This window comes from Rhizobium jaguaris (assembly GCF_003627755.1).
Lineage (GTDB): Bacteria > Pseudomonadota > Alphaproteobacteria > Rhizobiales > Rhizobiaceae > Rhizobium > Rhizobium jaguaris.
On sequence record NZ_CP032694.1, the window covers coordinates 3,610,294 to 3,622,727 of the forward strand.

The 12,434-nt window shown below is 55.4% G+C and carries 17 protein-coding genes; 14 read left to right on the forward strand and 3 right to left on the reverse strand.

Annotated elements, in window-relative coordinates:
- The 5 genes from CCGE525_RS17635 (at position 1) to CCGE525_RS17650 (ending at position 2,990) form a co-directional block, all read left to right on the forward strand.
- Positions 1-408: a hypothetical protein gene (locus tag CCGE525_RS17635; RefSeq protein ID WP_162950206.1), complete on the forward strand. Its 408-nt coding sequence runs from the start codon at positions 1-3 to the stop codon at positions 406-408.
- A 142-nt stretch (positions 409-550) separates the two neighbouring features.
- Positions 551-799 carry a hypothetical protein gene (locus CCGE525_RS38355; RefSeq protein ID WP_162950207.1) on the forward strand — a complete coding sequence of 83 codons (249 nt, stop codon included), beginning with the start codon at positions 551-553 and terminating at the stop codon, positions 797-799.
- Positions 796-1,074, forward strand: coding sequence for a hypothetical protein (locus CCGE525_RS17640; RefSeq protein ID WP_120705405.1), 279 nt, complete (start codon positions 796-798; stop codon positions 1,072-1,074). The genes CCGE525_RS38355 and CCGE525_RS17640 overlap by 4 nt, the downstream gene beginning before the upstream one ends.
- A 9-nt stretch (positions 1,075-1,083) precedes the next feature.
- Positions 1,084-1,635, forward strand: a complete 552-nt coding sequence (locus CCGE525_RS17645) for a helix-turn-helix domain-containing protein (RefSeq protein WP_162950208.1) — start codon at positions 1,084-1,086, stop codon at positions 1,633-1,635.
- A 242-nt stretch (positions 1,636-1,877) separates the two neighbouring features.
- Positions 1,878-2,990, forward strand: a complete 1,113-nt coding sequence (locus tag CCGE525_RS17650; protein ID WP_120705407.1) for a hypothetical protein — start codon at positions 1,878-1,880, stop codon at positions 2,988-2,990.
- 50 nt (positions 2,991-3,040) lie between these two features.
- Here the strand turns inward: CCGE525_RS17650 and CCGE525_RS17655 are convergent, their stop codons facing one another.
- Entirely contained in the window at positions 3,041-3,244 is a 204-nt protein-coding gene (locus CCGE525_RS17655) for a helix-turn-helix domain-containing protein (protein ID WP_245472035.1), read from the reverse strand.
- A gap of 159 nt (positions 3,245-3,403) precedes the next feature.
- On the opposite strand from CCGE525_RS17655, the gene CCGE525_RS17660 reads away from it, so the two are divergent.
- The 5 genes from CCGE525_RS17660 (at position 3,404) to CCGE525_RS17680 (ending at position 6,941) form a co-directional block, all read left to right on the forward strand.
- Positions 3,404-4,192, forward strand: a complete 789-nt coding sequence (locus tag CCGE525_RS17660; protein ID WP_162950209.1) for a hypothetical protein — start codon at positions 3,404-3,406, stop codon at positions 4,190-4,192.
- 147 nt (positions 4,193-4,339) lie between these two features.
- On the forward strand, positions 4,340-5,005 hold the full coding sequence (locus CCGE525_RS17665) for a recombinase family protein (RefSeq protein ID WP_120705410.1): 666 nt from the start codon (positions 4,340-4,342) through the stop codon (positions 5,003-5,005).
- Positions 5,006-5,197: 192 nt separating this feature from the next.
- Positions 5,198-6,196, forward strand: coding sequence for a DUF3427 domain-containing protein (locus CCGE525_RS17670; protein ID WP_120705411.1), 999 nt, complete (start codon positions 5,198-5,200; stop codon positions 6,194-6,196).
- Positions 6,197-6,255: 59 nt separating this feature from the next.
- Positions 6,256-6,516, forward strand: coding sequence for a hypothetical protein (locus CCGE525_RS17675; protein ID WP_120705412.1), 261 nt, complete (start codon positions 6,256-6,258; stop codon positions 6,514-6,516).
- Positions 6,513-6,941, forward strand: a complete 429-nt coding sequence (locus CCGE525_RS17680; protein ID WP_120705413.1) for a hypothetical protein — start codon at positions 6,513-6,515, stop codon at positions 6,939-6,941. Before CCGE525_RS17675 ends, CCGE525_RS17680 begins: the two co-directional genes overlap by 4 nt.
- Before the next feature lie 791 nt (positions 6,942-7,732).
- Here the strand turns inward: CCGE525_RS17680 and CCGE525_RS17695 are convergent.
- Positions 7,733-9,277: a hypothetical protein gene (locus tag CCGE525_RS17695; protein ID WP_162950210.1), complete on the reverse strand. Its 1,545-nt coding sequence runs from the start codon at positions 9,275-9,277 to the stop codon at positions 7,733-7,735.
- 451 nt (positions 9,278-9,728) lie between these two features.
- Between CCGE525_RS17695 and CCGE525_RS39850 the strand changes: the two genes are divergently transcribed.
- Both CCGE525_RS39850 and CCGE525_RS17705 read left to right on the forward strand, forming a co-directional pair.
- Positions 9,729-10,010, forward strand: coding sequence for a transposase (locus CCGE525_RS39850; RefSeq protein ID WP_425375904.1), 282 nt, complete (start codon positions 9,729-9,731; stop codon positions 10,008-10,010).
- A 594-nt stretch (positions 10,011-10,604) separates the two neighbouring features.
- The gene (locus CCGE525_RS17705) at positions 10,605-10,943 is read left to right on the forward strand and encodes a hypothetical protein (RefSeq protein ID WP_120706475.1); all 339 of its coding nucleotides are present in this window, start codon (positions 10,605-10,607) and stop codon (positions 10,941-10,943) included.
- Between the two features lie 87 nt (positions 10,944-11,030).
- Here CCGE525_RS17705 and CCGE525_RS39000 read toward each other — a convergent pair whose 3' ends face one another.
- On the reverse strand, positions 11,031-11,339 hold the full coding sequence (locus tag CCGE525_RS39000; RefSeq protein ID WP_120705418.1) for a hypothetical protein: 309 nt from the start codon (positions 11,337-11,339) through the stop codon (positions 11,031-11,033).
- A 217-nt stretch (positions 11,340-11,556) separates the two neighbouring features.
- On the opposite strand from CCGE525_RS39000, the gene CCGE525_RS17715 reads away from it, so the two are divergent.
- Together CCGE525_RS17715 and CCGE525_RS17720 are read left to right on the forward strand one after the other, a co-directional pair.
- Positions 11,557-11,787 carry a hypothetical protein gene (locus CCGE525_RS17715; RefSeq protein ID WP_120705419.1) on the forward strand — a complete coding sequence of 77 codons (231 nt, stop codon included), beginning with the start codon at positions 11,557-11,559 and terminating at the stop codon, positions 11,785-11,787.
- A 93-nt stretch (positions 11,788-11,880) separates the two neighbouring features.
- On the forward strand, positions 11,881-12,369 hold the full coding sequence (locus CCGE525_RS17720; protein ID WP_120705420.1) for a hypothetical protein: 489 nt from the start codon (positions 11,881-11,883) through the stop codon (positions 12,367-12,369).
- Positions 12,370-12,434 lie beyond the last annotated feature (65 nt).

The following is a 12,434-nucleotide window of genomic DNA, read 5'->3' on the forward strand; positions in this document are numbered from 1 at the left end:
TTGAAGTCGCTCGACGCGGAGCTTGCCGCCATTAATCGCGGGGCGCCCGCGCGTCCACAGGCGGCCCTCACGCCTTCCGGAGGCTATCCGCAGACCCTGTTGCTGCCTGATATCGCGCCGGCGCCTGTGCAGGCGAAGAAGATCGAGCCGCAAAAATTGCATCCGAAGGTCCGGCCACTCGCAACCACGCTATCGGCCGATGCGGCGATGCTGCTATCACTCGTGGTCAAGGCGGATGAGGCCTATAAAGGGGCACAGTTGATTGATCTCGCTGCCCTGACGGTAAAGAGTGCTTTAGGTGTCTCAGAGCAAAATGCCGTCGCCGCCAGGACCGAGCTTGAGCGTCGTGGCCTGATCGTGTTTCGAGACAACGGCAGCGGTTACAGGGGCTTCCTTCCTCGCCTGTAAGTTCGATTTCGTCGGGCGGCGCCCTTGCCCGAAGTATTGCCCACCACCGTTTTCCTGATCGCGCGGGTGGGTCTTCGGGGAGCGACGTGTTGTTCGCGCCGCTCCCCATCGCTCTCCCCAAAAAATGTAAGGAACGCCGTCCATGACATTCACTATGGCGCATGCGGCACTGACCGCAATCCTTTGGATTTTCGCAGGTGTCTCAACGCATCGAGAGATGCTGCTCGATGCTAAAGATGATCTACCGGACGATGTAGCCATCTGGTTTGCAGATGAACTACCGACATCTGCCCGCTTGGCACGAGCAACCGTCTTCTGCCTCTTTCTAGCGACATGGCCAGTATTTTTAGTCGCCTGCGGCATTGCCGGACGCTTCGGATATAGGGGATGACCGTGACAATATCTGACAATCAATTTCGTATCGGTTGCGAAAACCTTCTCGCTATCCAATTAGCCGCGTGGGATATGCCCGCAGCAACAGGCGACAAAGCGGTCGATGCAGTGACCGCCGCCGTGGCGAGGTTCAGATCGGCCGCCGTCCCAGAAGCAGCACCAGGTGCGAGCAGCGAAGCGCTGCGCGAGCTATTAGCCGCCATTGAGGCGGCAGGCGTCAAACGCTACCTGGCCGCAGCTGGACCCTACATACTGGCTGACCTGGATCGTTGAGGACCTGGCATGGTTCGCATTTGTACCGTTTGCGCCCACCCCAATCGAGCCGAAATAGACCGGAGCATTGCCTGTGGGGTGCCGATGCGAGCCTTAGCGGACCGGTTCAACGTGTCCCGATCATCGGTGAGTCGCCACCGTCAGCACTTGCATGGAATGCTGGCCGCAGCGTTGCAGGTTCGTCGCACGCAAGACCTTCAGCACAGCAGCGACCTTCTGACCCAGGTCAACGACATGGAGAAAGTTGCCATCGCAATGATGAACGCCGCTTTTGAGCGCAATGATGAGGTAGCGGCGGCAGCCTGGTTCGATAGGTTGCTGAAGGCGAGTGCTTTCCGTCTTTCTGTTGAAAGCTCCTCGAAACCGTCACGTTCACTGGACAACCCGGTCATCGCCGCAATGGCGAAACAAGAACGGCTTGCCGCAGTTGCCCGACGCTTTACGGAATTGATCGCGCGGCACCGCGCCGGGGACGATAATGAAGGCGAGATAATCGACGTCACGCTCGGGCCGGATGCGCAAGACGGTGACGCGCCTGAACCGCGCTCAGGCAACAATTGAGCCAATGCGACACTGTAGCAGGGATAGGGCATCTTACGGCGATTTGAGGTGGCAGGATGCCCTATCGTTTGTCAACTAAGCCTTTGAAATTGCAACGGGTTGAAAAATATATCGGATGCTGAACCTAGCATCTTGTGATAGATAAAATCCAACAACGGAGTAGCTACCGTTGCATGCCGCCTCCCGGAATGGGCCTTCCTGCCCTGCGGCCGGGAGGCGGCGCCCCGCAAAAAGGAACTGCCATGTCCCGCGATCAACGCGCACCTATGCATCCGATGGTCATCTCGTTCGCCAAAGCCCGCGCGGCCCGCGAACCAGCCGAAGTGCGCAAGGATGACTGGATGGGCGGCGAAAGCGTGCAAGTCCAAAACGATGCCGGAAAACAAACAAAAGCCAATGAAAATATCGTCTTAGGTGTGCAAGAGCGCAAGAAATCCAGGATCAGTTACCCGGTAACCAATACGTCATCCAATCCCGCTTGCACGCCCTATTCCGACGAGGAATTCGCGAGGCTAGTGGCGTCGCAGTCCGTGCGAAAGCTCCGCACGATGTTCCCTCATGAGCACTCGTCACATACTGCCATGATAGCTAGGGAAAAGGACGGCAGATACACCATTCACCCTGACATGAAGTCGCTCAAAGGCTTCCTTTCCGTCATGGGACAAGCACCTTCCCCAGATCACACGGTTGACCGCATCGACACACACGACACGGAATACGCGCCCTCCAAGGTCAGGTGGGCGACCAAGCGCGAACAAGCAAACAACCGCTCAACGACCATTACGCTGCCATTCGACGGTGAACACCTGCCGCTGACGATCGTAGCTGAGAAGATCGGTCAGAAGCCCGACACGCTGTACAAACGTCTCAATGCGGGCTGGCGTGCCGAGGAAGTGGTCGCGGGCCGGCGTGCGAGCGAAGCTGCACCGCTGACGGCGGACGGTTGGCCAGCCGGCGCGACTGTCAGCAGGTGGGAGGGGCCCTACAAGGGATTTGAGAAGACTTTCGGCTCGAAGTTGCCGGGACGGTTGTCACGCGCTGTGTTTTTCGACTGGATAGCCCGCAACCATCTCGACGCCGCCAATCTGAGGTTGGCTGAAGACTTCCCGCAGTACTTCTCGCCCGAAACAGACCCAGACAATGAAGACCCTCTGCCAGCGGTAGTCTCACAGCACCCCTCCTATTTACAAGCAGAAAGGTTGCGGCCGATGGTAGATGAGGCTCACGCTCTTGTTTGTCGTGACCCCGAGCAACTGTTGCTATGGCAGTGGTTCCGCAAACATCATAGGCGCGCGATTGACCAGAAAGACGCGATCAAGGCTATGAGCAATCCAACGCCCCGACGTCCCCGCTAGTTTAAGAAGGGTGTTGCAACGGGTTGCATCGTCGTCCACCGTCATGCGCTTCATGATTTCTTGCGTCCGCCCCTGAGGGGCGCGGGGGGTATGGCACCTTCGATTGGGACTTCGAACAACTCCGCCAGCGTGACGCCGAGAGCCAGCACGAGCTTATCGAGAACATCGACGCCGGCATTGACCGACCGGCGTTCAAGCTTCGCCAGATAGGCGCGATCGACGCCAGCGTCTGCCGCAAGCTTCTCCTGCGACAACCCTTTGGCCACCCTGATCTTACGCAAATTCCAAGCGATGAGTGCGCGTCCGTCCATCCGGCAGAATGAACAATCTTGGAGGCGATAAACCCACTGGCGATAGCCACAGGATTATGTATGTTTTGGTTGTACCAATGTGGGGTGGCCGGGGTTAGTTCAATGAGGAATGCCCATACTTCGCTAATCGGCGAGGCAGGAATAAGAAGAGCTGTAGTATTCGTATTATTCATTATTGCCGCAGTTTACTCACAGTATGCGATGGCTGGCGCTTGGTCATATCACCAGGACAGCGACAAAATGCGAGGAACGACTACCTATTACGCGACGTTGCGAAGTGATAATGAGGTCGATTTTAGCTTTCCATACCAAGGCGGATCACACGGTACATTGGGGCTTCGCACGGATGGTGGCCACAAACTTGATGCTTATCTTATGGTGTCCAAAGGCCAATTCATGTGTTCTAGTTTGGATGAGGACATTGTAGCGGTTAAATTTGATGACGGCCCGGTTCAAAACTTCCGGTGCAGCCGATCTGATGATGGCAGCTCGGATGTGATATTCTTGAACGACGAGGTCAATTTTCTTACCCAACTAAAAAGCGCGTCAAAGTTAATTATTGAAGCGAGGTTCTTCCAAGAAGGAACGCGACAATTTGTGTTTGACGTGACAGGTCTACATCAAAACTTACGAGTTGATGGTCCGCCCGCGAAAGACGCAACCAAAGAGCGGGCCGCCGATATTGCTGCTCCCAAAATCAAAGCGCTGATGGCGGAAGACTTGAAATGGCAAATGGCTTGTCGCGGGCCGGAGTACTACGAGAAAGGCAGCAAGGTTTGCGAAAACTGGGATAAAGTCAGGCGGAAGCTGCGGCGGGCAGGTTGGTGCTTTGGCCCTGCTGAAGTAGCGGAAGCCAATCAAGATTGGATGTTATGCCGCGCCGGGGACTAGTGATAGCCAAGGTGATTGTTAGCATCGCATTGCAACCCGTTGCAGCGGAAATGTTGCCGGAGGCCGGGTCGCCGAGCAGAAGCCTTATTGAAAACGTCGAAAGTCATGTTACATTCCAGTCAACGAACATTGACAGGAATGTAAAACATGCGCGGTGTTGCCTACTATCGAGTCTCGACTGATAAGCAGGGCCGCTCCGGCCTTGGTCTGGAGGCACAACGCGAAGCCGTCCGTCGCTTCATGGGCGACGGTTATCCGCCCGTCCGTGAGTTCACCGAAGTTGAGAGCGGCAAGCTCTCCACCCGCCCCGAATTGGCCAAGGCACTCGCTGCCGCCAAGATGCTCCGCCTTCCTTTGGTAGTGGCCAAGGTCGACCGCCTCGCCCGTAACGTCGCCTTCCTTGAAACCATCCTCGCCAGCGGCGTCGAAGTCGTTTTCTGCGATATCCCGCAGGTCAACGGCGCGATGGGTCGGTTCATCCTGCAGCAGATGGCTGCAGTTGCCCAACTGGAGGCTGGTCTCATCTCCGAACGTACCAAGGCAGCGCTGAAAGCTGCCAAGGAACGCGGCAAGGTTTTGGGCGGCTTCCGTGGCGTGAAGGTGGATGCGACACTTGGGCGCGCTGCCAAGACCGCCAAGGCCGAAGACTTCGCTTCGCAGCTAGCCCCGATTGCACGGGAGTTGCAGGCCAGTGGCGCATCGCTCCGCACCATCGCGGCAGAGCTTACCTCTCGCGGCATCCCAACGCCTCGTGGCGGCGAATGGTCCGCCGTTCAGGTCAAGCGCGTTCTGGAGCGCGCCTGTCTCGCATAACGCCGATGGCAGCGGTAGGCCAGAACCGGAGGCTGTAACGCTGGATCAGCTGCACCCTGTACTCACCGACCGGCTATCGCGACAGGCACCGATCGGAAATAGTCTGGTTGACCAACTTTTCGCCAAAATCGTACACTTCGCTTTACCACCGCCAGTGAGATTGCGACGCACCATTTCACTGGAGAAGCTAGATTGGAAAAGCTTGCACTCTACGCCGACTACGACCGCCGCGAGACACATGATATTTTTGCTCCTGGCACACCATTCACCGAAGGGTCCGGCACATGGGGTAACCATGGCGTGGTCCAAATTCCAGGCCGCCCGGGTGACTGGGTCTTTTTCGTAACTTTTGGGCAAACGGTTGGCACTCACGCCTTCGACGAAGGTGTGAGTGCTGATGGAGTCTTGACCTGGCAATCTCAGCCGTCACAAGTTTTTGCGGAAAAGAGGATTAAGGAGTGGATCAAGCACGACGAACTCAAGCATAGCATTTACCTGTTTCTTCGTGCGAGAAAGGGCGCCCATTACACCTATCTTGGGAAACTGAAGTACCTCTCGCATGACAGCGAAAGGGAAAACCCGGTTTACTTCAATTGGCAAATCCTTGACTGGCAAATGGACGAGCCGACGAGGGTTAAAACCGGCTTGGAATATAACGACGCGCCTGAAGTGCCAGGGCCGACTGATAGCCGCCCTATAGAAGGGCTAAGAGAGATCGATCCGCCTTCGCGTCGAGAAGGAATGGGGGAAACCACCCGAAAATTCCGGGCGAAGAAAGCAGATTTTTCCGCATCGGACGCACGGAATAAGGCGCTGGGCTTTAATGGGGAGAAATCCGTCATATGCTTTGAAAGGGGCCGCCTGGCCGACACCGAAGCAAAATCTTTGATCTCCGAAATACGGCACGTTGCCGAAATTGAAGGTGATGGCGCCGGGTACGACATATTGTCATTCGATCCTGATGGCACCCCGCTGTACATTGAGGTGAAAACGACAAGGGGGCACGAACGGTCGGACTTCTATCTTTCCGCTAACGAGCTAGCGTTCTTCAACGCGCACCGGGCACAATATGCAATCTATCGCATATGCGAGTTCGAACCCGCTACTGGATCAGGGAAGCTTTTCATCCTTCGAGGCGAAGAGATTGCCAATCTCTCATTAGAGCCGATGAGCTTTCGCGCTCGCCGGTAAATTCAGCGCCTCTCAATGAACATGATCTAAAATGTCACCTAGACGCTGGACAATCGTCCATGATCTCGTGCAGTAATTGCAGTCATGGGGCGGCGGCCATTGTTACATCCCTAAATTTCGAGTTTCTTCGGGCGTACGACGAACAATTGGCGGTATTGGATGGATTTGCGGAAAGCTATTTCCGCACCGGTTCGTTCAGGTCTAACGCTCGCGACGAGGATGCGATGTTCAAGAAATCACTGGTGGAGCGAGCCCGACAAACGTCGCAAGAGATTGCTGAAAATGACGGCGATAACAACGAGAGCGGAGTTGAGGAATGACCCACGACGAACCTCTCAATGGTGTGAAATTCCCCTCGAAGTTTGGCGGAGGCTTTTTCGGGCCGGACACCTCGGCCGCAATTGCAAAAATGACGACAAAGAGCGTTATGTCGCCCTTGCTCTGGTTCGAAGGAATAACGCTGGGGCCCATTTTGCTGGCTGCATACATGATGCCCGATCAGCGTCCGCTGCTCATTTATGCGGCCCTTGCGCTGGTCACCTTCGGCGTCGGAACATTTGCCTATTTCGCTCTTAGAAGCCCGGACAGGTTACAATCTGAGGAATATCTGCTCGCGCGGAAACACTATGAAGTGCTCCAAGAAAATGGAAAGGGCCCCAAGACAATTGATGTAACGTTGGACGTGATGGAACAAGCGGTAAACAAGCGGGTTCAGCCGAGAAAAGGAACGGAAGCAAATGACTAGTAAAATATATATGCTGACGTTCTTTGATCCGAATTACGACTGGGATCGGATGAATTATTTCATTACCCATAGCCCCTATGTCGAAAGTTATTGGAACTATATTCCTCTAGTCTATTGCTTCAGGGCTAGCAGACCGGTCAACGAGCTAAGAGTCCACTTTGAATTTTTGTTTCCAAGAGGAAACTTTCTTATTTCCGAGATTGATCCTCTTAACATGGACGGCCGTCTTCCCACCCCGGAAGCATGGGAATGGTTTCACCGGGACATAACCAGTCAGGCTATTCCTGATGGAACGCCTAAGAACATGCTGCTGGGAAAGTAGGCTTGCCACGCCGGCGCCCCCTCAACCACTCCAACGCAAAGAATCGCCGAGACCTTATATGATTCGAACCACGAAAACGCGCTACTAGATCGGTTTCCGAAATGTAACCCTGAACAAACCTATCGAACTCGCTAATGCAAGTTCGAGGGGAACGGATTTCGTGTTCTCCGGCGTCACAACCTGCGCCGGAACGTTGCCCCTAAGCACAGCGCCTTGCGCAGCATGTAACGGCGCATTTTACTCCGATGGGATTTTGATGAATCAGCACCCGCAAGCGTTCCGGGACGGAGCCTGGGTCGAAGCCGGGCGGCGGCATCTCGTTCGCCATGACAACACAGTTGAACAGCGTGGCCGCCACCAGGATCAGCGAACGCATCATCACGCCTTTCTAGTTTTGCATCATGCGTGCGCGCCCAACGAGAATAATATTGCGAGCAACGAAGTTTCAATCTCAGTGGAGGACTATAGCTCAATCGTATTTCTTGATTGCCTCACATGCTTCCGCAATACTTTCTTTTGTCGTTCCAGATTGCATCTCCGCCAACATCTTCGTCATAAGAGAAGCGTAGCGGCCACCCGGCGCGATGTCGGACCATTTTACTCCGGCGTCTGCTGCCCATTTTGCGATCTGATCCTCGTGAGGTTTCGACGATGGGCACCTTTGCTGGAGCGATAATACCCGCGCAGCCATCATTGAAAAGACCTTTACGTTCTGAGGGATTGTTGGGTCTTGGTACCATTCAGCGAAGCGAAGTGCCTCAACGGCTTTCCTATCGCCTTCGATCTTTAGTTCACGTGACACCTGATCGGCTGCGGCTGCCGCGTTGTCGGAGATTTCAGGATGTGCGGGATCAGCGCCGAAGCGTCTGTAAATGGTGACGCTCCCACCACCGCCGTCTCGCGTGAATGCTTGGCATTCAATTTTAACGCCACGGACTTCCCGATCAGCAAGTTCGGCGGCACTCGATTTGAGCGCGTCAGTGACGCACGCCGACGTTTCTGTCATGATCTCTGCGCGAGTAGCCCCCGTTACGAACTCGCCGCCCTTGGCGATAAGAGCCGCAATGTCAGAAGGCGGTCGCGCCTTTCCTTCCCAATAGACCGCAAAGTCGGGCTTTTGCTTTGGACCGAATGGGCAGCCATAAGTCACAGTAGTAGCTGCTCCAACGTGGCCGATCTCGATGTTCATGCTCCTCTGCTGTCCTGTCCCACCTCCAAGATATGCGGCGAGCTTCTTTGCGCCCGCGAGACACTTTGCAGCATTGACCTCATCGTTGAACAAATCAGGCTTCGGTCGAACGACCGATTGAGTGACATCCGTGGTCAGCATAGCTTCAACACTGATGTCATCAATCAGCTTGCCGATCTCAACGGGTGGCCGCGCTGTAGGAATGGGATAATCGAGCACGTCATCAATGACAAAAATATGCTTGTCCAAGGCCCGCTTCGTCGTCTCGGTCCCACCGACACCAGTCAGCATTTGGACCTTTGCTTCTGCGCATGGTTTGCTCTTCTGGAGCGAGACCGCAGTTAAAGTCAAAAGCTGAGCGGGAAACTGGAAGCCTTCTTTGACTTCATAGTGCCATGTTGACGGGTCCTCCGGCTTGCCGAGGTTTGGCCCATCATCCTCGAAGACAGTTGTCGCCGGAATGATAATTTCATCTTGGGCCTTTAGATGAACGTCCTTGTCTGCAAGGCAAATCCTCGCAATCCCGGGGGAGCCGTCTACCGGTCTCGGTGGCGGCTCATCCTTCACCGGCAGAGCAGGCATATCTGGCCGCGCGAGTGTTTCAGCTTTCGGCGTAGTGGTTTCGACCTGCGTAGCATTGGCCGGCTGGTCTGGCGTGAACAAGCTGATCGATACGAAGAACGCTACAACCGACGCGCCAAGTGCAAGTGCCGCACGTCGTCTCAGGCGTCGGCCAAGGATGGAAAGGAGACTGACCCCAGCTACCGCGAGGCTCAGAACGGAAATAAATGCGTATAGTGTATTCAAATCATCCTCGCCGAGCACGCCTAACTCTGCGCGCAACCTTAGCGGTAAGCTGAAAACGCGCAAGTCCCCAGCGGGCCGCCTAGACGACCGATTCCATGAAAGCGGCGTTTGATGGAACCTGAAGTGCGCTGGTGGATTCCTGGTTTGAGACTATTCAAACAAGGAGTTTCATCATGACACCAAGGCGGCGAGTATTGAATTGGCGATGAGCGAGCAAGAGATCGAAACGCTGACGGCTCTTTCGCGGTCTCGAACCGAGCCGGTGAGCCGGGTATCCGGCGTTTGTGCGCGATTTTGAATATAGACGTCACGGCACGCTCAGCCTGTTGGCCGGAAATGACCTGCTGACAGGCTAGGTCCACGCGCTCGTCACGACCGCCACCGCTCGCGCGAGTTCATCGAATCCGCCTATCCGGGCGGCACCGCCATCAAATTGATCAATTGATCCTCGACAATTATTCCGCACATCATCTCGAAAGAAACCAGAGCCTGGCTCGATAAACGACCGGCAAGCCGCTTCGAATTTACCTTCACGCCCAAACACGGCTCCTGGCTCAACCTGATCGAGGGCTTCTTCTCCAAGTTCGCCCGCTCCGTCCTGCGCCACACCCGGGTGAGCTCAAAGCACGAGCTCAAGGAGCGCATTATGGCCGGCATCGACGACGTCAATCGTTATCCCTCATCCACACATGGTCCTACAAGCTCGCCGAGACCTGATATGATTCGAACCACGAAAACGCGCTACCAGTGACGGAGAAAATCTCTTCGAAAAGAACGTCCGGTGGGCTCGGTTTCAGCAGAAGCACGATGGCGGTGTCAGCAGTTCCGCTCATGGTGTCTGGGATTTGACGAAAGAGTGGTGCCAACTGGTGCCAGATCAGCCCCCAAACGGGGCATAAACTGACCACTAATCGCCTCCATATGGCACTATGAGGCGGCATCGGGAGACGCATCTGCGAAGATGATACGAATGCCGTAAATAGTTGATAAATATTTAGAAAATCAACCAATCAGTTCGCCTTGGCAGAGACGGGAAGGATGGCGGGCGCGATTTTGACATCGTAGGGGTCACAAGTTCGATCCTTGTCACGCCCACCATCCAAGTTTCTGATATAAAAGGCCTTTCGAGAAATCGAGAGGCCTTTTTTCATTGTGGTCGGCGGGTGCGTGAATCTCTTCCACAACAACGATGGCCTCGCCCGTGCTTCAACTGCGCCGCTTGCAGGCTCCTACAGCTGGCTCCGCGTTCACGCGACGTTCACATGAACATAATCATACCCTAAAGAGTTATATATGTGAGTCGAACGTTAGCAATATATGGCGCATTGCGCCGGAGGTGGTCATGATCAAGAAGACAATTCTCTCGGTTTTCATCGTTGCTGCATTTGCAAGCAGCACGGCGATCCCGGGCAGCTACGCGCAAGCGCAGCAATATGATGGCCGGCCCCCGTATCGTCATGGCGACTGGGATCGGCATCATCATCATCACAATAATGGAAGTGTAATTGCCGGCGGCCTGGCAGCCGGGGTTATTGGCGGCTTGATCGGCGGCGCAATCGCAAACGGTGGAGGAGGGTATTATGAGCCTGCTCCCCCGCCGCCAAGATGCTGGTATGAGAGCCGCCCGGTCCAAAACGAATATGACGACGGGTACCACTACGAGCGAATGCGCGTCTGCGATTAACAGCCGCGAATCATTCAGGTCCGGGAGCAAGGGCGCCGCTACGTGCGGCGCCCTTGCTCGTCAAATGGCGAGGCTGAACTTTGGCGATCAGCGATCCAGGAAGTGCCGGTACCAAGCCGTCGTCGGATAGGCGTAGGCGCCGCGATCCACAAAGCTGTGTCGATATAAACAATCTCTCAATGCAAGTATGTACATGGTGCTGTTTGGATCGGGTGATCCCCGAGACCAGGAATAGGCCTCCGGTTCGCAGTAGCGCAGAGCCCTATCGTATTTCGCTAAAAGCACGGGATCGGAATCGACACGGATACCGTGATATGACTGATAGTTCGAGGGCGCTTCGCCTGCAGAGACGCAAGCCAAGCTTAATACCGCCCCTAACGCTAACATCATTCTCATTTGTTTTGACCTCTCGCTGATGGCGTCTCGAATTCTCGAACGCGCGGGTTGAGGATAATGCTCTTTTCGCCGATATCCAATCACATGGTGATGTCCGGCGCTTGAACGCTCTACAAGCGGACGGCGCAAGCATGGCTTCCATCCACAAGTCCCTTGACTTCCGGTCGCGCTGTCACACTACTGTCACGCTAAAGCATTGATCGTACGGGAGGATGACATGGCGATCGTGAAGAAACAATTCTATAAAAACCACAAGCCCAACGGCGACGAATATCTGTTTCACCTTGCCCGAGACACCGAAAGTGGCGAGGTCTTCGTCATCCGCCAATCCGACTATCTCGTCGACGGCGGCAGCGAAAAGAAGATGACGCTCTACGAATTTCTCGCCGGCGGCGGCAACCGGCAGAACGCCCTGCTGCAGTTGATCGGAACGCTCGTGCCGGAGTGACAAGCGTCCCTTGCCGGGCATGCGTATTATCGCACCGGGATTGACTGCCACATTTCCATCGGCAAACCTGCGCGGGCTTGAAAGGAGCCATTCATGAGATTCGCAGGCCTTGCCATTGGATTGACAGTCGTGACCGTTGCAGCGAGCGCCGCTGCACAGAATTTTCCGGGGCCGGGTGTGGCTGTCATCAACGGCACATGTTCCAAGCTCGTCGTCGGCAAGCTCGATGCCTCGAAAGGCTGCAAGGCCGAGATCGCCACCGTGACGGGGCCGGATGGCTCGGTCACATTCATTTTTTCGTCTGGGGGCAAGATGCTTGGCTTCCAGGGCAACGGGCGCGGAATAAAGCCCGGCGCGAAGCAAGGAACCGCGCAATTGCCGATCGAGGTCATTTCCACCGGCGCCGGCAACAAGATGACCGGCCAGGTCGAGGCCAAGGGCGTCTGCACCTTCGCCAACCCCTATTCGGGTAAGCCCGTCGCCATCGAATGCTCCGCAAAATCGACCGAATTGAGCTTTACCGGTAGCTTCCAGTCGAACGGCAAGCCCCCGTCGAGTGGCAAGCCACCACGCGGCAAATAGACAAAGCCCATCTGGTCCGGGGCCCCCGGGCCTGCGCCGCCTCAGAATTCCAAATTTTACTTTGC